This window comes from Micromonospora sp. KC723 (assembly GCF_004348595.1).
Lineage (GTDB): Bacteria > Actinomycetota > Actinomycetes > Mycobacteriales > Micromonosporaceae > Micromonospora.
Genome location: NZ_SMKD01000003.1, coordinates 1 through 21,675 on the forward strand (window position 1 = coordinate 1; position 21,675 = coordinate 21,675).

The window sequence follows — 21,675 nt, forward strand, 5'->3', positions numbered from 1 at the left end:
GTAGGCCGCCAGATCGACGCCGCCCGGCATCGCACGCGGTTGCCCCACCACGGTCAGCTCGACCGGCACGCCGCCACCGGTGACGTGTTTGCCCGCCGACCAGACGGGCAGGTAGGTCGACATGACCGACGAACAGCGCACCGACCGGGCCAGCACCGACGAGCCGGACGGCACCCCGGCGTACGAGGCGTCGCTGCGCCCGCCGGGCGACTCCCTGCGCGGCACCGACGACACCGGCGACGACTTCGCCGACCTGCCCGCCGAGGAGCACCTGTCGGCCCGGGACACCAGCCGCGCCGGCTACGACGTCGACGCCGTCTCCGGGGCCGCCGACCCCGCCCAGCGGGACGCGGTCAACCCGGCCAGCGAGGTGTAGGGCAGCCCCTCACCGAACCGTCGCGGGAGGGCCCAACGCCGCCCGCGCCTCGGTCATCCCCCGATTGGCCAGCGCGTCCGCCCGCTCGTTCTCCGGGTGGCCGTTGTGCCCCTTGACCCACAGCCAGGTCACGTCGTGCCGGGCACAGGCGGCCTCCAGCCGCTGCCACAGGTCGGCGTTCTTCACCGGCTGCTTCGCCGCGGTCAGCCAGCCGTTGCGTTTCCACCCGGCGAGCCAGCCGGTGATGCCGTTACGCACGTACGTGCTGTCGGTGTGCAGCCGAACGGCGGCCGGCCGGGTCAGCGCCTCCAACGCCTGGATCGCGGCGGTCAACTCCATCCGGTTGTTGGTGGTCGGGGTCGCCTCCCCGCCGCGGAGTTCCCGTTCGTGCTCGCCGTAGCGCAGCACCGCGCCCCAGCCGCCCGGACCGGGATTGCCGCTGCACGCCCCGTCGGTCCAGATCTCCACAACCCTGCCACCCGCCACGTCCGCCACGCGCCGAACCTACCGCCCCGCCCCACCGTGCTCATCACCAACCGGCCGTCCGTCGTCGCCAGCTCCGACGGGGTGCAACCCGCCCAGCGAAGCGGGGTCAACCCCAGGGACGAAGGTCGGGAGACCACGCCTCGGGCGGCAACGGTCCCGCGGCTCAGGACCGGAACAGCCGGGCCCGCAGCCGACCGGCGGCGTCACCGACGGCGGCCGAGGTCATCGGCAGCAGCGGACTGGACCGCATCACCGCCAGGTCCTCCACCGGGCGGGTGTCGCCGTCGAGGAAACGCAGCACCCGCTGCGGCGGGTTGCGGTCGAACAACCGCCCGAAGAACTCCGGGCCGCCCACCCTCCCGTTGTCCAGGGCCCGCAACGCCACCCCGTCCATCCACCGGTGCCGGCCCGGGTACGCCGGGCGGGGCACCGGGTCCCGGCCGGCGGCGAGCGCGGCGGCGACCTGCGCGGCCTGCCGGCGCATCGCGGAGAAGGTGAACCCGGTCGACGGCCGGGTGGCCCCGCCCGCGGTGCCGAGGCGCACCACCCGCGCTGAGGGCCGACGGTCGAAGGGAGCGTCGGTCATCGGGATCACCCCGTTCTCCACCTCCCGTACCGCCGACCGGGTCAGATCGACACCGAGCAGGCGGGTGTAGCCGCGCAGCGCCGCGTCGTACGCCGCGTCGTCGATCAACGCCGGAGCGAACTCGGTGTACTCCACCAGGGCGTACCGGTCGCTGACCGGCAGCACGTACCCGAAGGAGACACCCCGCGCCGGTTGCGGGGTGCGGAAGTCCATCAGCACCGCCCGATCCGGGTCGAACACCGGTGTCGCCGACTCCACCCACCAACCCCGGAAGTGCTGCAACCAGCTGGTACGCCCCGGCCGGCGGGGCGGTCCGGGACGGGAGTCCAGCACCCACCCGGCCCGCAACAGCGCCCGGCCGTCAATGTCGCGGACGGTCACCCCGGTGCCGTCGTCGTCGAGCGCGCCGACCGCCGCGTCGCACCGGGTGACGCCGAGCCGCCGCTCGGCCTCCGCCGCCCGCGCGTAGAGCGGCGCGGAACGCAACATCGCGTACCGCAGCGGCGCCAGGTCGAGCACCCGCCGCCGCGCCGACGTGGTCACCTCCACCCGCCGCCAACTGGCGCTGAGCACCGGCTCCAGGTCGGTCCCCGGGGCGCCCCAGAACGCCCAGGTGCGGTCCTGGCCGCGCCTGCGCACCGGGTCGACGACCGCGATCCGCAGCCCGGTCAGATCGTGCCGGTCCAGCGCGGTGAGCACCAGGCAACCGGCGCCGCCGCCGCCGCCGACGAGGGCCAGGTCGACGATGTCCACCGGGTCCACGTTGCCACACCGGGTCGCCGCCCCGGCAACATGCCGGGGCGTAGGTTCGGTACGGAGCCGGTGGAAGGGGCACAGATGGGTGAGGCGCTGCGGGTGGGGCTGCTCGGGTACGGGATCGCCGGGCGGGTGTTCCACGCCCCGCTGATCGCGGCCACCCCCGGCCTGCGGCTGCATGCCGTGGTCACCACCAACCCCGAGCGGCGCGAGCAGGTCCGGCGGGAACACCCCGAGGTCCGCCTGGTCGACGACGCCGACCTGCTCTGGCGTACCCCACAGGCGCTGGACCTCGTCGTGGTGGCCACCCCCAACCGGCATCACGTGCCGATGGCCCGCGCCGCCATCGCGGCCGGCCTGCCCGTGGTGGTGGACAAGCCCCTCGCCGCCACCGCCGTCGACGCCCGCGCGCTGGTGGACGAGGCCGCCCGGCGGGACGTGCCGCTGACCGTCTTCCAGAACCGCCGCTGGGACGGCGACTTCCTGACCGTCCGGCGGTTGCTCGCCGCCGGTGAACTGGGCCGGGTGACCCGCTTCGAGTCCCGGTTCGAACGGTGGCGGCCGGTCGTCAAGCCCGGCTGGCGGGAGAACGCCGGGTCCGACGACGCCGGTGGCGCCCTCTACGACCTCGGCGCGCACCTGGTCGACCAGGCGGTGCAGCTGTTCGGACCGGTGCGGAGCGTCTACGCCGAGGTGGATCGGCGACGCTCCGGAGCGCGGGTCGACGACGACGCGTTCGTGGCCCTCACCCACACCGGCGGGGTCCGCTCCCACCTGTGGATGAGCGCGGTCGCCGCGCAGCTCGGGCCCCGACTGCGGATCCTCGGTGACCGGGTTGCGTACACCACGTACGGGCTCGACGCGCAGGAGGAGGCGCTGCGCGCCGGCGGCCGGCCGGGCGGCCCCGGCTGGGGCGAGGTCACCGCCGAGCGGTACGGCCGCCTCGGCGTCGACGGCGACCTGCGCGTCGTACCCACGGAACCCGGCCGCTACCAGGACTTCTACTCCCAGGTGACGGCGGCGCTACGGGCCGGAGGGCCGATGCCAGTCGACCCGGCCGACGCGGTGACCACGGTGGAGTTGATCGAGCTGGCCCACCGCTCCGCGGCCGAGGGTGTGGTGCTCCCGGCCGGTAGCTGATCCGGGCTGGCTCGATCCACGGCCGCGGCGAGGTGACACCGCCGCGGGCGTACCGCACACCCTCTTGAGCATCCTAGGAGGCTAGCTGAATCTGGCTGTCGCCTGGCGAGGGTGTCCCGCTCCGGACGCACCCACCGGGTGGAGACAGAGTGGATCAGCGCCGACGACCCGGGCGACTCGTGGCGAGGTCGGGCATGTCCGCCTCTGCCGGGCAGAGGGAGAACACGTGACGGCAACGAAGATTTCTCATTTACCCCTACCCCGGTGCCCATCCCTCCTAGTGTTGGCCACACCGGTGCTAGTCACGGAGTTGGCCACCCGAACGACGTCCCACGCAGACAGCGGACGAAAAGTGAGGGAAGACGCGTATGAAGGCACAGACAGTTCTCGTATCGGCAGCGCTCGGCGTGGGACTCGGCACGCTCCTCCTGCCGACCGCCGCGCTCGCGGAGACGACGGTGTCCCCGGCCACCACCCCGGTCGGTGGCACGGTCGTACTCACCGCTAGGGGCTGCAACCCGAAGGCCGGCGACGCGCTCTTCCGCGTCACCGGACCGAACCGGGACCAGAACGTCCGCTCCACCACGGCCGCGGCCGGCGGCGGGCTGAGCGCCGAACTCTTCACCGCCGGCTTCACCCTCGGCACCTACACGGTCACCGCCACCTGCGGTGACGGCAGCTCCGCCGGCACCGCCACCTTCACCGTCACCCCCATCGGCGGCGCCCCGGCCGGCGGGGGCGGCGACGACGGCACCACCGGCCTGCTGGCCGCGGGAGGTGCGCTGGCCGGTGCCGCCGCGCTCGGGGCAACCGTCCTGGTCCGCCGTCGGCGTCGGGCGGCCTCCGTCGCCTGACCCCGGACAGCACACACCATCCCTCGGGACGGGTGCCCGCGCCGACGGCGACCGGACGGGCACCCCGACCGATCGCCGTCGGGGAGGTGGGGCGATGGCGTGGTTCACCCGTACCCGCAGCGCGGTGGCCGCGGTGACGGTGGCCGGCACAGCCGGCATCAGCCTGATCGTCGCGGGACTGACCGCCACCCCAACGGGGCCGCCGCAGCCCGGAGCGGGCGCTCACGGCGGGCACCGCATCGGCTCGCCCGGTCCGGTGCTGCCCCGCTCCACGCCGCTGCGCATCGACATCCCGGCCATCGACGTGCACGCCGAACTCGTGCCGGTCGCCGGCGATCCGCACGGCACCCTGGAGGTGCCGCCACTGGACCGGCCCACCGTGGCCGGCTGGTACCACCCGGGGGTCAGCCCCGGCGAGGCCGGCAACGCCGTCGTGGTCGGGCACGTCGACACCCGGGACGGGCCGGCGGTCTTCTTCGACCTGGGCCGGCTACGCCCCGGCGACACCGTCCGGGTCGCCCGCGCCGACGGGCGGGTGGTGACCTTCGCGGTCGACGGCGTCGGGGCGTACCCGAAGTGGAACTTCCCCACCGCGCTGGTCTACGGCCCGGGCGGACCGGGCGCGGCGCTGCGTCTGGTCACCTGCGGCGGGCGCTTCGACGAACGCTCCCGCGACTACTCCCACAACATCGTGGTACGCGCCAGCGCCGTGCCCTGACCTCCGCCCTGCCGCCGCCCCGCACGCCCGTACTACGGTGAGCCCTCGACACGGCGAGGCGGAGGTGCGCGGGTGGGGCGGCGAACGGTGACGGCAGGGATGCTTCCCGGACTGGGATCACTGGTCGGACGGCTGCTCGGGCGCGTCGACGAGACACCGCCGAAGGCCTCCCGGCGGGGGAACCCGGACGCCGTGGTCGACTGCGCCGTCTACGTCAACGGCCACCGCGAGCCGGGCCGCCCGCACTACGCCGACGCGTACGCACGCGCTCGGCGGGACCGCCACACGTTCGTCTGGCTCGGCCTGCACGAGCCCGGCACGGCCGTGATGGCCGCCGTCGGCCAGGTCTTCGGCCTGGACGACCTGCTCGTCGCGCAGGCCCTCGCCGACGGGCACCGTCCCGCCGTGCAGCGGCACGGCGCGGTGACGCTGCTGGTGGCGCGCACCGCCGGGTACGTCGCACACGCCGAACTCACCGCCAACTCCGAGGTGGTCGACACCGGGGACGTGATGGTCTTCCTCGGCGACCGGTTCGTCGTCACCGTCCGGCACGGGGCCGCCGGCGCGCTGAGCGCCGTCCGGGAGGAGATCCAGCGTCGCCCGAAGGTGCTGGCCGAGGGGCCGTGGGCGGTCGCGTACGCGGTCACCGACCGGATGGTGGACCTCTACCTGGAGGTCGCCGCCCACCTGGAAGACGACCTGGAACGGGTGGAGGAGAGTGTCTTCGCCCCCGACCGGCACGCCGACATCCAGCACATCTACCAGCTCAAGCGGGAGGTGGTGGAGTTCCGGCGGGCGGTGCTGCCGCTGGCCGAGCCGATGCGCGCCCTGCTCGCCGGGCGCGACGGCGGACCGCCGCCGGGGCTGCGCCGGTGGTTCGTCGACGTCGAGGGGCGGCTGGCCCGGGCCGTCGACCGGGTCGCCGCGTACGACGAGTTGCTCACCTCGATCGTGCAGTCCCGGCTCGCCCAGCTCGCCGTCGAGCAGAACAACGACATGCGCAAGATCGCGGCATGGGCGGCGATCGCCGCCACCCAGACCGCGGTCGCCGGGGTGTACGGGATGAACTTCACACACATGCCGGAACTGACCTGGAGGTACGGCTACCCGGCGGCACTGCTGGTGATGGCGACCGCGGGGGTCACCCTGTACCGGCTGTTCCGCCGCTCCGGCTGGCTCTGACCCCGTCCCGGCCGGGCCCGCCGGCCGACAAGCCGCGCCGCGAGGTCGGCCCGTGCCAGCCGTGACGAGCCGCCCCCGCCGCGTCACCGGTGTCCGGTTGCCGTCGGCCCGGGCGCGATGTCCGGTCTGACCTGCGGAGACGGCGTGGTCCGGGCCACTCCGGCGGTGGAATCGGTCCGGGGGCCCCGGCGTTGTACATGGCATACCGCCGGCGCTCTCGCGCCCGGCACCCGGCACAGCCCCGTGGAATGCGGGCCCCGCCGGATCGGTTACACCCCCCGGACGCCCGAGCAGGCCCCGCCGCCAGACGTCCGCACCGCCCGCGCAGGCCACGCCACCGGGCACACGATCTCTTCCCCTTCGCGGCACCGCCCCCCAGCGGCCGCCGCACACCCCCGACCGGAAGGTTCGATCCACCATGCGTACCGACCTGATCCGCAACACCACCCTGACCATCGCCGCCCTCGCCGCCACCACCGTCGGCATCGCCGGCCCCGCCATCGCCGCCCAGGCCACCCCGGCCGAGAAGGCGACCACGATCACCACCGACCGCAGCAACCACGGCGAGCGTGAGCTGAAGGTCGACTACGAAGCCCAGCCGAACTTCTACTACTGCGGCCCCGCCGCCACCCGCAACGCCCTGTCCGTCATCGGCAAGAACATCGACGTCGACGCCATGGCCAGGCAGATGGGCACCACCGAGAACGGCACCAACAGCATCAACGACATCACCCCGGTCCTGAACAAGGAGACCGGCGCCAACACCTACCACTCGGTGGAGATCAAGGACACCAAGGCCGACGACAGGCAGACCGGCACCCTGCGCGCCGACATCGTCCGCACCATCGACAACGGCCACGCCGTCGTCGCCAACATCGCCGGCAGCGCCACCGACACCGACGGCGGCGTCCACTCCTACGAAGGCGGCCACTACATCGCCGTCACCGGCTACCGCGACAACGGCGACACCGTCACCATCGCCGACTCCGCCAACCCGGCCACCGCCAGCTACGACATCCACGTCGACAGCCTCGCCGACTGGATCGCCAGCCGCGGCTACGCCACCTCCTGACCCACCGACCGACAGGGCCGGCCCCACCCGGGGCCGGCCCTTCGGCGTACCCGCCCGCGTCGGCGCTGGTCGACGGGGCAGGATAAGGCCGTGGCGAGACGTGGACCCCGGCGAGGACCGACCGACGACCCGGGCCGGCCCTGCCCCTGCGGCCCCGGTCTGCCGTACGCCGACTGCTGCGGCCCGTTACACCGGGGCGACGGGACGGCCGGCACGGCGGAGGCGTTGATGCGTTCCCGCTACAGCGCCTTCGCCGTCGGCGACGCCGACTATCTGCTGCGCAGCTGGCACCCCTCGACCCGGCCCGGTCGGCTCCGACTCGACCCTGCGCAACGGTGGACCCGACTGGAGATCGTGGACACCGAGCGGGGCGGCCTTCTCGACAGCACCGGCACCGTCGAGTTCCGCGCCCACTACCGGCAGGCGGGGCGGCCCGGAACCGTCGACGAACGCAGCCGTTTCGTGCGTGCCGACGGCCGCTGGGTGTACCTCGACGCCCTGCCCGGCTGACCCCGCGACGCCGTCGGTCACCTCGGGCCGTCCCGCACCGCCAGCACAGGGCCGCGCGCCGGACGGATGCCCAGCCAGGCCGCCACCACCAGGTACGGCACGGCCGCGACCACGAAGGCGACGGCGTTGTCGGTGACCCCGGCGACAAGGGCGTACCCGCCGTAGACGGCGATCACGGTGAGGTCGGTGGCCATCCCGGCGACCGAGGTCACCGTGGCCCGGCTGGGGTCGGCGATCCGCGCCTGCAACCGCGCGTCGGCCAGGACGGTGGCCACCTGGAAGGCGCAGAAGGCGGCGCTGAGCAACGCGAATCCCGCCGGGTGCCGAAGCCCGGCCCCGGCGGCGAGCGCTGCCGCCGCGAACGCCAGCAGCCCGGCGTAGCCACGGGTGGTCAGCCGCTCGGCCGGGGCGGCGAGCAGCCCACCGAGGGTCACCCCGGCCCAACCGAGCAGCAGCAACAGCGGCACGGAGGACTCCGCGACCCCGGTGTCCCGGGCCAGCAGCGGGGTGTACTCCTCCAGGGCCCCCCAGACGGCGGTCACCCCCGGGACGAGCAGCAGCGCGGAGCGCACCCGCCGATCGGCGCGAGCCTCGGCGAGGCCGGCGCGCAGGCTCGCCAGCCAGCCCAGGTCCGCGCCCTCCTCCCCCGCCGTGGGTGCCCGGGCCTCGCGGTGTTCGGGCAGCGCGGCGGCCACGGCGGCGGCGAGCAGCGTGGCCAGCACGCTGGCCACGCCGACGGCCGGGTAACCGCCGGCGGCGAACACCGGCCCGGCCAGGACGATCGAGGCGAGCACCCCGAGCACACCGGCGGTCTTCGCCCGGCCCATGGTGCGGGCGTACCGGCCGGCCGCGCCCAGGCGGTCGAGTTCGGTGAAGACCAGCGCCTCGACAGCGCCCGAGCCGAGCGCACCGCCGGCTCCCCAGCAGACGAAGCCGAGAGCGAACGCCGGGTACGAGGGGGCCAGCAGCCAGAGGGCGAACCCGGCGCCGGCGAACAGCGGCGCGAGGACGACCAGCAGGCGGCGGGAGACCGCGTCCGCGAGTGCCCCGGAGGGCACCTCCAGCAGGATGCCGGTCACCGACCAGATGACGAAGAGCGAGGAGATCTGCCCGACCGACAGGCCGGTGTCGCTGAACAGCAGCGTGTACAGCGGGTAGAGCAGGATGAGGTCGCCCAGGAAGGCGTACGCGTAGAGGGTGCCCGCCAGGCGGCGGACCCCGGGTGCGGAGCTGGTGGTCATGGGGGCCTTTCCACGGAACCGGTGGGACGCGTCTCGTGCGCGTCCGACCGGTGGTCCGCGGCCTCGGCCCTCAGGGCCGGATCACCATCGCCAGGTCATGGTCGAATGCTAGCCGGAGATCCCCGGCCCGGGTGTCCCCTGGGCCCGGCGAACACGCGGCGGGGTGGGATCCGAACGATCCCACCCCTACCCGGCGGCGTCGTACGGTCAGCGGCCGGAGGCGTCGCCGCCCGCAGGTGGGATGACCATGGTGGCGTCGCTGTCGTCCGTGCCGGATCCGTCGTGCGTCGCCTGCCGGGGCACGACCGCCGGGCCCGCGGGGCGGGTGGCGTCGACGCCACCGGCAGGGGCCACCGGTCCGGTCGGCTCGGGCACGTCGTGGGACGGCACGACCTGGGTGGCGTCGACGTCCCCGACCCGCGGCACGACCTGGGTGGCGTCGGGGTCGGCGGCGCGCGGCACGACCTGGGTGGCGTCGGGGTCGGCGGTCGGGGTCAGGTGGGCCCGGACGTCACGTCTGCCGGCCCGGTAGGCCCGGGCGTGCGTGGCGATCAGCCGGGACTCCTGCTCGGCCCGGCTGAGCCACGACTCCCAGCGGCTCTGCATGGGGCGGATGAGGCCGCCACCGACGCCGACGACGAGGATGCCGCCGGCCGTGGCGAGCACGGCGACCAGCACCGGGGTGGTCACCGCGGTGGCGACGCCGATCTGGTTGAGCGCGGCGATGACGCCCAGGCCGAGGAGGAACGCCGAGGCGATGGTGGCGAGTACCCGGCCGTAGGAGAGGCCGCCGAGGGCGCTGCTGATGAGGTCCTTGACGGCGTGGGCGATGGCCGCGGCGACCACCACGATGAGGATCGCGACGAAGGCGCGCGGCAGCCAGGCGATCACCCCGGCGATCAGGTCGGAGATCGGGTTCGGTCCCCAGATGCCGAAGGCGAGCTGGAGGGTCACCAGCAGAACCCCGTAGTAGGCCAGTTTGGCGACGATGTCACTGGCGTCGTACCCGGAGCGGGAGAGAGCGGTCCTGATGCCGCCCCGCTCGACCGCCCGGTCGAAGTGGACCCGCTCCAGGACCCTGTCCACGATCTTCAGGACCGCCTTGGCCGCCAGCCAGCCCACCACCAGGATCGCCAGGAAGGCGAGCGCCTTGGGCAGGAACAGCAGCACGGCGCGGAAGGTGTCGCCCACCGCGTCGCCGAAGTTGTCTGTCATGCGTGCTCTCCACACGTCCGTCGGTCTGGTCGGCCTCGACCTACCCGGACCCGCCGGTGGGGAAACGCCGGATCAGGAGGGCCGGCAGGCGTACGCCACCTCGGTGCCGGCCTGCGGGGAGGCGGGCGTGACGATGGTGACGGTGGCGGTCTCCCGGGCGGTGCCGACGCCGCTGAACGTCCACTGGAGAGTCAGGGTGGCGCTGCGCTGTCCCCAGCCGACCCGCTCGGTCAACAGCGCGCCCGGCGGTGCGCCGGAGCGCTGCCACCGGTACTCGATCACACCGGCCCGCCCGTTGGTGCGCACGGTGGCGACCACGTCCACGGTCACGTCGCACCGCTGTCCCGCCGGTCGTGGCACGGCCACCGTCACGCCGGTGACCTCCAACGGGGCGAGCCGCTGCCACAGCCAGAAGCCGACGACGGCGACCAGCACGGCGGTCAGCAGCGCCGACAGCGCGGAGACCAGCCTCCGCCACAGCGGTCGTCGGCGCGGCGGCGGCCAGGTGGGCCAGGCCGGCGCGGCGGGCGGGGTGGTGGGCACCCCGGGTCCGAAACGCGTCTCGGCGGCCGGCCCGGCCGGGGGTGCGCCCCGTCGGATGCCCGCCGCGCCGCCGGGCGTCCGGGTGGCGGTGGGCTCGGGGTACCCGGTCCAGGGCTGGCCGGGCGGCATGGGGTGGGTGCTCGCGGCCGGCCGGGTCGCGTCGAGGCCGGCGCTGTGCCCGTTCCGGTCCACCCAGCCGGTCGGGTCGCCGCCCAGACGCGCCGTCTCATCGACCGTACCCAGGTGCGCCGTCTGGTCTGTCGGGCCCAGGCGCGCCGTCTCGTCGGTCGTGCCGAAACGCACCGTCTCGTCGGTCCCGTCGCGGGGCACGCCGAGGCGCACGGTCGGCTCGCTCGGTTCGTCCGGTCCGGTCACCCGGTGTCACCTCCCGTCGGAAACTGTCGCCGGATCGCCTAGCCGAGAGGGCAGTCCGACTGGAGCGACACGTGGGTCGGGCCGGCCGGAGCCGACACGTGCCCGGCGGCGTCGACGGCGACGACCTCGACCGGGATACGGGTGGTCGACTCCGGCGCCGGGAGGTCACCGAAAGTGCCCCGGAAGGCCCCACCACCCGTGCTCGTCATCCGTACCGTCTGGACGACGCCGTCCAGCGGGTAGCGGAAGAACAGCCGCAGGTCGTCGGCGGCGGTCCGGTCGTCGGAGGCGGTCGCGGTGACCGTGCTGGACTGCTCGCCCAGAAGGCAGTCACCCGGATACAGGACGGTGGGGCTGACGTCCATCTTGCCGACGACCGGCGCGGTGACGTCCGCCGGCGGAGGCGGGCTCGTGCTCGCCGGAGGGCTCGGCGGCGGAGGCGGCACCGTACGGGCCCGGCTGGGGGTCGCGGTGGCCGACTGCGTCCGGTTGGCCGACGGGCTGGCCGACTCCGGTCCCGGAGTCGGCACGGGGGTCGGGCTCTGGCTGGGTGACACGGCGGTGATGGGGGGCGCCGCGACGGGCAGCGTCGGGTCGACCGTGGCGAGCGCCGAGACGCGGGGCGCGGGAGCGCCGTCGACGAGAGCCAGGGCGGGAGGGTGTCGGGCGGCGTAGGTGAAGCCGGCCCCGCCGAGCAGCAGGGCCGCGACGAGTCCGCTGCCCAGCAGCGCGGCGCGGGTGCTGCCGCGCCGCGGGAACAGCCAGGAGCCGCCGAAGCCCGTGGTCGCCACGCTGGTGGCGCCACCGGAGCCGTCGGGGAACGGGAACAACGCGGCCAGCAGTGCGGCACGGCGGGCCAACTGCCGCAGGCCCTGCTCCTCCCAGTCCTCGCCGTACGCGGCCACGGCGGTGCGTTCCAACTCGGCGAGGAAGGCGTGCGCGGTCTGGGGCCGGTCGGCCGGCCGCTTGGCCATGCCGTCGCGCAGCAGGTCGTGCATCGGCCGCGGGGCCGGGTCGAGCGGAACCGGCGCGAAGGTGTGCTGGTCACGCAGGGTGAACAGGTCCTTGCCGTCGTACGGTGGGTGACCGGTGAGGCACTCGTAGAAGGTGGCGGTGGCGGCGTAGATGTCGCAGGCGGGACTGGCCGGCGCCCCGGCCCACTGCTCGGGCGCCATGTAGCGGGGGGTGCCACTGACCGAGGCGCCACCGCCCCGGCCGGCCTGCACGGCGATGCCGAAGTCGGCGAGCTTGCTGCGCCCCTCGACGTCCACCAGCACGTTCTCCGGCTTGTAGTCGCGGTGCACCACCCCCCGGGCGTGCGCGGCGGCCAGCCCGGCGAGCGAGCCCTTGAGGACGCAGAGGGCCGCCTCCGGCTCGGTGGGGCCGTGCGTGCGCAGCATCTGCCGCAGCGACACCCCGTTGACCAGCTCCATCACGATCGCCGCGCCGAGCGGCGACTCGGCGTACTCGTAGAGCCGGCAGACGTACGGATCGTCGACCTCGACGAGCAGCAGCGCCTCCTCCCGGAACGCCACCCGGAAGGAGGGATCGTCGCCGACGGAGCTGTTGAGGTACTTGATGGCGACGGGTACGCCGCTCGCGTCGTGGGTGGCGAGCAGGACGCGGCCGGACGCGCCGGCGCCGAGCTCGCGCACGGGCGTGTAACCGGACAGCTGCCAGTCGGCGGTCACGCTGCGGTCCCCCCGGTCTGCCGGGAGCGGTCGAGGATCAGTGCCACGCTGATCATTCTCACCCGGACGGTGATCGGGGCCATCGGCGCATCGGCTGTTTTCCCGGCGTTCGGACAGTCGTGGCCGCGGATGGGTTTCGGACTACCCCCGGGGCCGGTGCCGCGGCCCCTCGACTACCGGTGGGGCGAGGTGGGGCGCCACGTCGGCGATCCGTTGCCGCATCGGGCGTCGGCGCAGCGCGGCGACCGCCTCGTCGACGAGCCGACTCAGCGGGTACGACAGCTCGGCCTCGAAGCGTTCGGCCGCGGCGGCGGTGGCGGCCCACTCGGCGTCCAGGGCCGGCAGCAGCGACCGGGCCCGCGCGGTGAGGCGCACGACGCGCTGTCGGGCGTCCGCGCCGGGGGCGAGCGTGACCAGTCCGTCCCTGGCCATCTGCGCGACCGTCTGGCTGGCGGCGGAATGGGTGACGCCGGTGGCCGTGGCCAGCGCCCGGATGGACGCCGGGCCGGTGTCGACCAGGGTGCGCAGCACCGGGGCGTACCGGGGCCGGAAACCAGGCAGGCCCAGGCCGGCGTAGACGGCGGCCACGTCGTGGTCGAGCAGTTCGAGCAGATGCCGCAACCGGGTGCCGAGGATCGCGGGGCCGGAGATCGGGATGGGCATGTGCCGTAATGTAACAGCACTGTTGTATCTCCTGGGAGGTCCGGCCATGGACGAGTGGTATCCGCCGATCGAACCGTACGACCACGGAATGCTCGACGTCGGCGACGGCCACCGCGTGTACTGGGAGGCCTGCGGCAACCCGGCCGGCAAGCCCGCCCTGGTCGTGCATGGTGGACCCGGTTCCGGTTGCGGCGCCGGCGTCCGCCGGTTGTTCGACCCGGCCCGCTACCGGGTGATCCTGTTCGACCAGCGCAGCTGCGGTCGCAGCACCCCGCACGCCGCCGACCCGGCCACCGACCTGCGGCACAACACCACCCACCGGCTGGTGGCCGACATGGAGGTGTTGCGGGCGCACCTGGGCGTGCAGCGCTGGCTGCTGCACGGCGGCTCGTGGGGATCGACACTGATCCTGGCGTACGCCGAGCGGCACCCGGAACGCGTCTCGGAGATCGTCATCGCCGCCGTCACCAGCACCCGGCGATCGGAGATCGACTGGCTGTACCGGGGCGTGGGCCGGTTCTTCCCCCAACAGTGGGAACGGTTCCTCGCCGGGGCCGGCGTCGACCGGCACGGTGACGTCGTCGGGGCGTACGCCCGGCTGCTGGCGGATCCGGACCCGGCGGTGCGGGACCGGGCGGTCCGCGACTGGTGCGCGTGGGAGGACGCGGTGGTGTCGGCGGAGGGCGGCGGCACCCCGTACGGCGACCGGCCGTCGCCGGCCCGCACGGCACTGGCGCGGATCTGCGCCCACTACTTCTCGCACGGCGCCTGGCTGGCCGAGGGCACGCTGATCCGCGACGCCGGCCGCCTCGCCGGCATTCCCGGGGTGCTGATCCACGGGCGACTCGACCTGGGCAGCCCGCCGACCACGGCCTGGGAACTGCACCGCGCCTGGCCGGGCTCCGAACTGATCATGGTCGAGGACGCCGGACACCTGGGCACCCGGGAGACCCGGCGACACCTGCGCCGGGCGTGCGACCGCTTCGCCGGCTGAACCGCGAGGACGCCCCCGGCGCATCCGCTCGTAGCGCCGCCCCCGCCTCAGCCGCGGTCCCGGTTGACCTCCTCGAACGCCATCACGTCAGCCAGCAGTCGGCGCACCGCGCGGGACCCGGGTTCGGTGGACGTCGGCCGCGTTCTTCCCGCTCCGTTGTGGACGGCCACCCGTTCCTCCCGTCGAGCGCGGCGAGGAGGGGCCCGGGTCGCCGACTAGACTCGCGTCGACCGATTCCTGGGCGGGTGCATGGCGGATCTCTCGTACGACGTTCTGCGGCGGCTCGTGGCCGCCCTCTGCCTGATCGCCGCCGCCGCGGTGCCGGCCGAACCGGCGGCCGGCACCGGTCCCACCTCGCTGGGCGTACTCCAGATGAACCTGTGCAACAGCGGTCGCGCCGGCTGCTACACGGGCCGGGCGATCTCCCGGGCCGCCGAGGTGATCCGCGCCGAGACACCACGCCTGATCACCCTCAACGAGATCTGCCAGGACGACCTGCCCGCCCTGGAGCGCGTGCTGGCGGACGTCCACCCCGGGGGCAGGGTCGTGGCGGCGTTCCAGGCCGCCGGTGACCGACCGAGCGGCGACGTCACCCGGTGCCGCGACGGCCAGCCGTACGGCATCGGCTTGCTGGCGCATCTCGCGGCGCCGCACCGGGGGCACACGGTCCTCGGCGGGACCTACCCGGTCCAGGACGTCAAGGATCCCGAGATGCGGGCCTGGCTCTGCGTCCACGCGCCCGGCGTCGCCCATGCCTGCACCACGCACCTGGCCGCCTTCGACCGGGCGGTCGCACTCGCGCAGTGCCGCCACCTGATCGACCGCGTCGTGCCGCAGATCCGCCGTCGCGCCGGGTACCTGCCGACCGTGCTCGCCGGCGACCTGAACCTGCGGACCGGCGGCTCACCCGACGTGCGGGCCTGTGTGCCTGCGGGCCACCTGCGGGTCGACGACGGAGGCGTGCAGCAGATCGTGGTGACGACCGACATCACGGTCGACGGCCTGCGGCCGGTCGGCATGAACGGCGCGACCGACCATCCAGGGCTGCTGGCCGCCGTCACCGTCGATCACGATCCGGACCGCTGACCGCCGCGCTGCGCCCCGGATGGGCGTCCCCGCCGACACGGGCGAGGCACCTTGTCGTGGTTTGACCGGCGTGTACCACTCCGGCACCGCGCCTGGTGGTGCGACGATGGCCAGGTCGTCGATCGAGGGGGCAACGTGGCTTCGGAGCTCAACCCGTATCTGAACTTCGCCGGCAACGCGCGCGAGGCGATGGAGTTCTACCAGCAGGTGTTCGGCGGGGACCTGTCACTGACCACGTTCGGCGAGTTCGGCACCGACGACCCGGCCGTCGCCGACCAGATCATGCACGGCATGCTGCGCACCGCCGGCGGGCACGTGCTGATGGCCTCGGACATGCCACCCGGCATGGAACTCCGACGCGGCAACGCCCACAGCGTCTGCCTCAGCGGCGACGACGCCGACGAGCTGCGCCGCTGGTGGCGGCAGCTCTCCGCCGGCGGGGTGGTGAGCATGCCGCTGGAGATGCAGATGTGGGGCGACGAGTTCGGGCAGTGCGAGGACCGCTTCGGCACCCCCTGGATGGTCAACATCAGCCAGTCGCCGACCTGACCGGGACTGTTTGACCGGCGGCGGGACCGGAAAGAGTGCCGGGCATGAAGTGGACCGGTCGAGCCGTACCCGTCGTCGTCGCCGCCCTCGCGGGCCTCGCCGCCCGCGACCTCCTACAGCGCGACCACGCGCTGCTGCGCACCTTCCCGGTGATCGGCCGGGCCCGCTACCTGCTGGAGTCGATCGGGCCGGAACTGCGGCAGTACATCGTCGCCGGCAACAACGAGGAGCGCCCGTTCACCCGCGACCAGCGACGCTGGATCTACGCCTCGGCCAAGCAGCAGAACAACTACTTCGGCTTCGGCACCGACAACGACATCGAGTACACCCCCGGCTATCCGATCATCAAGCATCGCACCTTCGGCCGGGCGGTGCCGCCGTCGGCCCCCGCGGCGGGTCACGACGTGCGCCTGCCGGCGGCGAAGGTGCTCGGCGGGGCGCGCGGGCGGGCGAAGGCGTTCCGGCCCCCGTCGGTGGTCAACATCTCCGCGATGAGCTTCGGTTCGCTGTCCGGCAACGCGGTGGCGGCGTTGAACAGGGGCGCGGCGCTGGCGGACTGCCTGCAGAACACCGGCGAGGGCGGACTGTCGCCGTACCACCGCAACGGCGGCGACCTGGTCTTCCAGCTCGGCACCGCGTACTTCGGCTGCCGCGACTCCCGGGGCCGGTTCGACCTTGCCCGGCTCAAGGACCTGGTGGCCGGGGCGCCGGTGCGGGCGCTGGAGGTGAAGCTCAGCCAGGGCGCGAAGCCGGGACTGGGTGGGCTGCTGCCCGCGGCCAAGGTGTCGGCGGAGATCGCCGCGACCCGGGGCGTCCCGGTGGGCGAGGACTGTGTCAGCCCGTCCCGGCACGCCGAGTTCTCCGACTGCGACAGCCTGCTGGACTGGGTGGAGCTGCTCGCCGCCGAGACCGGCCTGCCGGTGGGCATCAAGTCCGCCGTGGGTGACCTCGGTTTCTGGGAGGAGCTGACCACACTGATGCGCGACACCGGGCGCGGCGTGGACTTCGTGACCGTGGACGGCGGTGAGGGCGGCACCGGCGCCGCGCCGCTGATCTTCACCGACACGGTGTCGCTGCCGTTCCAGCAGGGCTTCGCCCGCGTCTACAAGACCTTCGCCGAGCGCGGTCTGCACCAGGACGTGGTCTTCGTCGGGTCCGGCAAGCTGGGGCTGCCGGACAACGCCGTCGTCGCGTTCGCGCTCGGCTGCGACATGGTCAACGTCGGCCGGGAGGCGATGCTGGCGGTCGGCTGCATCCAGGCGCAGAAGTGCCACACCGACACCTGCCCCACCGGCGTGGCCACCCAGAACAGGTGGCTGGCCCGGGGGCTGGACCCGAAGCTGAAGTCGGTGCGGGCCGCCAGCTATGTGCGTACCCTACGGCGGGATCTCGTCAAGGTCGCCGAGGCGTGCGGGGTGGAGCACCCCGGGCTGATCGACACCGACACGGTGGAGATCCTCGACGGGCGGACCTCGTCCAGACCGCTCCGGGAGGTCTACGGCTACCGGCCCGGGTGGGGGCTGCCGTCAGCCGCCGACCGGGCGGAAATCGTCGCGCTGATGACCGGGGAGGCGCCCCGGGGCGGCAGCGCTCCCCCGTCGGTCACCGCGGTCGGCTGAGGCTCACTCCTCGATCGCGCCACCGACCGCGCGCAGATGCTCCCGGAACGTCACCGTCGGGTCCGCCGCCCGCCGGGCCAGGTACGCGTCGAACCGTACCTGCTCGCGCAGGGAGACACCGGCGTGGACCCGTTCGGCCTGCCGCCGCTCGGTGTCCCGGATCGACGCGGCGAGGTCGCACAGTTCCCCGATCGGTTGGCACGAACAGCACCCCGTCGTCGTCCCCGAGGGCCAGGTCGTGGTCGTCCACCGTCCACCGTCCCACCCGCGCGCGGGCGAGGGCGTGCGGTGGACGCGGATCGAGCCGCAGCGGGCCGGTGGGGATCGTGCCGAGGCTGAACACCGGCAGCCCGATCGTCCGGATGTCGGCGGTGTCCCGGTGCAGGCCCCAGACCACCACGCCGGCCAGGCCGGCGGCCTGCGCCTCCCGCACCACGAGGTCACCGACACAGCTCTCGTCGGTGCGTCCGGCGTTGTCGACGACGAGACCATCGCCCGGTGCTGCCCGGTCGACAGCCTCCAGGAAGATGTCGACGCTGCCGACGTGCCGGGTCGGGGTGACCCGGCCGGCCAGCCGCCCGCCGGGAACGACCGGCCGGACGGCGGCGGGCGCGCAGCGCACCGGCAGCCCGGCACGCAGGCAGGCATCAGCGACGTGGGCGGTGGTCAGCGAGGCGAACCGTCGGCACAACTCAGCACTGCTCATCGCCTGACGGTAGGGCGGCGTACCCGCCCCCGTGGCGGTCCACTTCCACACCACCGGCCTGCGACCGGCTCGCGCCGCCGTCGACGGCGCGAGCCGTCGCCCCGTCCGAACATCGCCCTACGGGACCCTGCCGCCTGCGAGTTCCGGAAGGGTCACCCGGCGACGTTCAGGATCGGGTCGGCCCGGACAGCACCGCCGGTTGTCGGACGTCGTGGGTACGCAGCTGCCCGCACATGCCCCAGCGTGCGGCTTCACCGGCGGGGGAACCCAGCAGCATGGACTGCCGTAGGTGGTGGCCGTCGCCGCGTTCGAGGGCGTCGAGGATGTCGGCCGTGTGCCGGGTTTCGCGTTCGACGGTTTCCTTCCAGGTTTGCCGCCAGGCGGCGATCCTCGGTCTCACCAGCGCCACGGCACTGGCGTACAGCTGCTCCAGCGGCGCGAGGTCTCCCGCGTCCGCGCTGGCCACCAACCGCTGGAACCCGCTGACGGCCAGATCCCGCCGTCGTCGCACAGCTTCGTCGATCTCCCCGGCCGGCGCGTTCGCCGGTAGCGCCGCCGCGGCCGTGTAGCGGGCGGCGTCGGCGACGATCTCGGGTGGAAAGGTCATCACCGCGTCACCGGCCTCGGGCAGGCCGGCGTTCTGCATCACGACGACGACCTGCAGGCTGCCGTGGTTGACGGCGCGGTGGATGGTGCCCGGGGTGAACCAGACGGTCATCCCGGCGGCCAGCGGCGTCGACCGGAACCCGGACGCGTCGAGGGTCTGCAGTTCGCCTTCGCCACCGGTGACGACGTACGCCTCGGTGGAGGCGGTGTGCAGATGGGGGGTGCCCCCGGCCAGGCCGTCGGCGCAGGGACTGGAGTACACCGACAGCCTGCTCACGGAGGTGCCGCCGGGAAACGGCGGGGTGCGGTTCACGCCGGCTCCCCGGTGGGCGAGGGGGCCGTCCACCGGTCCAGGGCCTGGCGGCCCTGGTCGGCGAGGGCCGTGGTGCCGTCGGTGCCGTGGTCGCCGCTGGCGACGAGCACCGCGTACCGGAAGGTGATGGTCTGCTCGGGCGCGAAGGGCAGTTCCTCACTGAAGAAGGGTGCCGGGCACAGGCAGGCGAACTCCTCGGTGCGAACGAACCACTGCGGGGGGTGCTGCGGGTTGGCGGTGTCGTCGATCATGATGACCGTCGACGAGGTCCCGGTCTCGTCGTGGCGACCGCGGAAGGCCAACCACCCGGACCGGGTACCCCGCAGGTCGTCGCCGCCGGTGCCGAAGGGCGACTGGACGGTGCCGCCGGTGAAGGAGCGTGGGCCACGCCAGAACAGGCCACCGTAACCGGCGTTCTCGCGGCCCTTGGTGGTCGGTGAGCCGATGTTCAGGGTCGCGCCGGACACGTTCGTCATGGTGGTTTCGAAGATCAGCACCCAGCTGGTGGCATCGAGGACGGTCGCCGTGAGGCTGCGGTGTTCGGTGATGACCTGGCGCCCCTGTTGGGAGATCCAGTCCAGGCGGTGGGCGATGTCGGCGCGGGCGTCCGTGGCGGCCAGCGCGGTCATGCCACGGTGGACGGCGCTGCCGTTGTTGTCCAGTTGCACGTAGGAGCGACCGCGCAGGTAGGTGGGGCCACCCCAGAAGTTGTGCTCCCCCACGTTCGGCAGCGACCAGGCGATGCCCTTGTGCCACACGTGGTCGTGCGGCCGGAACAGCGAGACGACGTCGCCGGCCAGGGTACGGATCGGGTGCAGGTACGGCTTGGGCGATTCCAGCTGCGCGGTGTCCGGCCGGTACACGTAGCTGAACAGCGCCACGTCGCCGGCCCGGACGTCGACGGCGCGTCCCACGGCGTGGTCGAGGTGGAAGGTCATCGGACGGTCGTTGTTCACCATGGGGTTCCTGTTCCGTTCATGCGCGTGGCGAAGGGGTGCTCGGCGTCGATCTGGCCGCTTCGAATCGGCTCACCGGTGAACGCCGAGGCGTACAGCGCGGCGGCGAACTCCATCGTGCGGCGGGTGTCGACGAGCCCGACCGGTGGTGCGGCGCCGGCGTCGAGGGCATCGTAGACGGCGGCGAGCTGCCCGGGGTGGCCGCTGACGGCCTCGGACCGGGTGGCGACCCACTCGGTGCGCACGTCCTCGTGGCCCGGGACGGCGGTGACCGTCCAGTCGTCGTCGGTGTAACCGTAGAGGTGCTCCACCTCGACGGTGGCGTACTCGAAGTCGAACCGCAGTGCCGAGGTCTGCCGAGGCGAGACCACCGAGTTGACGACCGACGCCACGGTGCCGTCGGCGAAGGTGACCAGCGCCATCGACACGTCCTCGGTGTCGACGCGGCGGGCGCGCCGGGCGGCGACGGCGGTCACCGACTCCCAGGGGCCGAGCACCGACAGCAACAGGTCGAACTGGTGGATGCCGTGACCCATGGTCGGTCCGCCGCCTTCGGTCTCCCACCTGCCCCGCCACGGCACCTCGAAGTAGGCGTCGTCCCGGAACCACAGCGTGTGGCAGATGGCCAGTAGACAGCGGCCGAGCCGGCCGGCGGCGGCCATCTCGCGAAGCCGGATGGCGCCGGCCCCGAAGCGGTGCTGGAAGACGGTGGCGAAGTGCGCACCGGACGCCCGGGAGGCGGCGGCGAGGGTGTCCAGCTCGGCGAGCGACAGCGCCGGGGGCTTCTCGACCAGCACGGTGACGCCCGCCCGCAGACACTGCAGGGCCAGCGGCGCGTGCGAGACGGGTGGCGTGCACACGTGGATCACGTCGAGTCGCGCGTCGGCGAGCAGCTCCGCGAGGTCCGTGTAGACCTTCGGCACAGCCCACCTGGCGGCGAACTCTCGCGCCCGGTCGGGGTCGACGTCGACCACCGCGACCAGTTCGGCACGCTCGTCGTACGCACGCAGCGCCTGCGCGTGCGCGTTGGCGATGCCGCCGGTGCCGACGATCGCGGTGCGGTATCGGGGTCGAGGCATGAGGGGTGCTGCTCCTTCGGTGCGGGGGGTGGCCGCTGCGCGGAGGTCGTCTCGTCGAACAGAGCGACGACAACTCCGACCTGGGCTTCGCCGTCGGCGACGTCTGACCGACCACAACCGTCGGCACGGTGTGTGACGCCGGCCTCGCCCCAGGTCGCGACGTCGCCGCCGCCGGGTACGACGATATCGGCTCGGTCACCGACGTCGTGCCGCCCCTTCGCGGGCGCCCGTCCGGTGGCGGCGCGAGCTGGGGCACGGATGATGGCGCCACCCGGTAGGGGCGGCGCCATCATCCGGGGGTCGGGGCAGACGACCTCCACGGCGTGCTGGTGGGTCTGCTCGGGCCGCGGTGCGGCCAC

Annotated in this window: 22 protein-coding genes; 11 read left to right on the plus strand and 11 right to left on the minus strand. The window is 73.8% G+C overall.

Going from position 1 to position 21,675, the window contains the following annotated elements:
* The first annotated feature begins 121 nt into the window (after positions 1-121).
* Positions 122-376: a hypothetical protein gene (locus E1165_RS01540; protein WP_132386904.1), complete on the plus strand. Its 255-nt coding sequence runs from the start codon at positions 122-124 to the stop codon at positions 374-376.
* A 9-nt stretch (positions 377-385) separates the two neighbouring features.
* Here E1165_RS01540 and rnhA read toward each other — a convergent pair whose 3' ends face one another.
* On the minus strand, positions 386-871 hold the full coding sequence (gene rnhA, locus E1165_RS01545) for a ribonuclease HI (protein ID WP_165945100.1): 486 nt from the start codon (positions 869-871) through the stop codon (positions 386-388).
* A gap of 154 nt (positions 872-1,025) precedes the next feature.
* A complete protein-coding gene (locus E1165_RS01550) occupies positions 1,026-2,210 on the minus strand; it encodes a lycopene cyclase family protein (protein ID WP_243704536.1) in 1,185 nt (394 codons plus the stop codon).
* Positions 2,211-2,285: 75 nt separating this feature from the next.
* On the opposite strand from E1165_RS01550, the gene E1165_RS01555 reads away from it, so the two are divergent.
* The 6 genes from E1165_RS01555 to E1165_RS01580 all read left to right on the plus strand — a co-directional run bounded on the left by E1165_RS01555 (position 2,286) and on the right by E1165_RS01580 (position 7,680).
* Complete coding sequence (locus tag E1165_RS01555) at positions 2,286-3,344, plus strand: Gfo/Idh/MocA family oxidoreductase (RefSeq protein WP_132386908.1); 1,059 nt, start codon at positions 2,286-2,288, stop codon at positions 3,342-3,344.
* Between the two features lie 368 nt (positions 3,345-3,712).
* A complete protein-coding gene (locus E1165_RS01560) occupies positions 3,713-4,198 on the plus strand; it encodes a hypothetical protein (RefSeq protein WP_132386910.1) in 486 nt (161 codons plus the stop codon).
* 94 nt (positions 4,199-4,292) lie between these two features.
* Positions 4,293-4,916 (plus strand): class F sortase, encoded by a 624-nt coding sequence (locus tag E1165_RS01565; RefSeq protein ID WP_132386912.1) that lies wholly within the window; start codon positions 4,293-4,295, stop codon positions 4,914-4,916.
* A 99-nt stretch (positions 4,917-5,015) separates the two neighbouring features.
* Positions 5,016-6,098, plus strand: a complete 1,083-nt coding sequence (locus E1165_RS01570) for a magnesium and cobalt transport protein CorA (RefSeq protein ID WP_132386914.1) — start codon at positions 5,016-5,018, stop codon at positions 6,096-6,098.
* A 418-nt stretch (positions 6,099-6,516) separates the two neighbouring features.
* Positions 6,517-7,170 carry a C39 family peptidase gene (locus tag E1165_RS01575; RefSeq protein WP_132386916.1) on the plus strand — a complete coding sequence of 218 codons (654 nt, stop codon included), beginning with the start codon at positions 6,517-6,519 and terminating at the stop codon, positions 7,168-7,170.
* A 90-nt stretch (positions 7,171-7,260) separates the two neighbouring features.
* A complete protein-coding gene (locus E1165_RS01580) occupies positions 7,261-7,680 on the plus strand; it encodes a YchJ family protein (protein WP_132386918.1) in 420 nt (139 codons plus the stop codon).
* Positions 7,681-7,697: 17 nt separating this feature from the next.
* On the opposite strand, the gene E1165_RS01585 is transcribed toward E1165_RS01580, so the two are convergent.
* The 5 genes from E1165_RS01585 to E1165_RS01605 all read right to left on the minus strand — a co-directional run bounded on the left by E1165_RS01585 (position 7,698) and on the right by E1165_RS01605 (position 13,408).
* Positions 7,698-8,921, minus strand: coding sequence for an MFS transporter (locus E1165_RS01585; protein ID WP_132386920.1), 1,224 nt, complete (start codon positions 8,919-8,921; stop codon positions 7,698-7,700).
* A gap of 207 nt (positions 8,922-9,128) precedes the next feature.
* Entirely contained in the window at positions 9,129-10,136 is a 1,008-nt protein-coding gene (locus E1165_RS01590; protein ID WP_132386922.1) for a hypothetical protein, read from the minus strand.
* Between the two features lie 72 nt (positions 10,137-10,208).
* Positions 10,209-11,054 carry a hypothetical protein gene (locus tag E1165_RS01595; protein WP_132386924.1) on the minus strand — a complete coding sequence of 282 codons (846 nt, stop codon included), beginning with the start codon at positions 11,052-11,054 and terminating at the stop codon, positions 10,209-10,211.
* Between the two features lie 38 nt (positions 11,055-11,092).
* A complete protein-coding gene (locus E1165_RS01600; protein ID WP_243704537.1) occupies positions 11,093-12,745 on the minus strand; it encodes a serine/threonine-protein kinase in 1,653 nt (550 codons plus the stop codon).
* 141 nt (positions 12,746-12,886) lie between these two features.
* Positions 12,887-13,408, minus strand: a complete 522-nt coding sequence (locus E1165_RS01605; RefSeq protein ID WP_132386928.1) for a MarR family winged helix-turn-helix transcriptional regulator — start codon at positions 13,406-13,408, stop codon at positions 12,887-12,889.
* A 46-nt stretch (positions 13,409-13,454) separates the two neighbouring features.
* Here E1165_RS01605 and pip point away from each other — a divergent pair, with 46 nt between their 5' ends.
* The 4 genes from pip (at position 13,455) to E1165_RS01625 (ending at position 17,656) form a co-directional block, all read left to right on the plus strand.
* A complete protein-coding gene (gene pip / locus E1165_RS01610; protein WP_132386930.1) occupies positions 13,455-14,402 on the plus strand; it encodes a prolyl aminopeptidase in 948 nt (315 codons plus the stop codon).
* A 249-nt stretch (positions 14,403-14,651) separates the two neighbouring features.
* Positions 14,652-15,488: an endonuclease/exonuclease/phosphatase family protein gene (locus E1165_RS01615; protein WP_132386932.1), complete on the plus strand. Its 837-nt coding sequence runs from the start codon at positions 14,652-14,654 to the stop codon at positions 15,486-15,488.
* 135 nt (positions 15,489-15,623) lie between these two features.
* Positions 15,624-16,037 (plus strand): VOC family protein, encoded by a 414-nt coding sequence (locus E1165_RS01620; RefSeq protein WP_132386934.1) that lies wholly within the window; start codon positions 15,624-15,626, stop codon positions 16,035-16,037.
* A 44-nt stretch (positions 16,038-16,081) separates the two neighbouring features.
* Positions 16,082-17,656 carry an FMN-binding glutamate synthase family protein gene (locus tag E1165_RS01625; protein WP_132386936.1) on the plus strand — a complete coding sequence of 525 codons (1,575 nt, stop codon included), beginning with the start codon at positions 16,082-16,084 and terminating at the stop codon, positions 17,654-17,656.
* On the opposite strand, the gene E1165_RS01630 is transcribed toward E1165_RS01625, so the two are convergent.
* From E1165_RS01630 to E1165_RS01645, 4 genes are all read right to left on the minus strand, one after another.
* On the minus strand, positions 17,640-18,362 hold the full coding sequence (locus tag E1165_RS01630) for an RraA family protein (RefSeq protein ID WP_243704538.1): 723 nt from the start codon (positions 18,360-18,362) through the stop codon (positions 17,640-17,642). The genes E1165_RS01625 and E1165_RS01630 overlap by 17 nt on opposite strands.
* A gap of 166 nt (positions 18,363-18,528) precedes the next feature.
* On the minus strand, positions 18,529-19,281 hold the full coding sequence (locus E1165_RS01635) for a cupin domain-containing protein (RefSeq protein WP_132386938.1): 753 nt from the start codon (positions 19,279-19,281) through the stop codon (positions 18,529-18,531).
* Positions 19,278-20,237, minus strand: a complete 960-nt coding sequence (locus E1165_RS01640) for a PmoA family protein (protein WP_207916443.1) — start codon at positions 20,235-20,237, stop codon at positions 19,278-19,280. Before E1165_RS01640 ends, E1165_RS01635 begins: the two co-directional genes overlap by 4 nt.
* Positions 20,234-21,316 carry a Gfo/Idh/MocA family protein gene (locus E1165_RS01645; RefSeq protein ID WP_132386940.1) on the minus strand — a complete coding sequence of 361 codons (1,083 nt, stop codon included), beginning with the start codon at positions 21,314-21,316 and terminating at the stop codon, positions 20,234-20,236. The genes E1165_RS01640 and E1165_RS01645 overlap by 4 nt, the downstream gene beginning before the upstream one ends.
* Positions 21,317-21,675 lie beyond the last annotated feature (359 nt).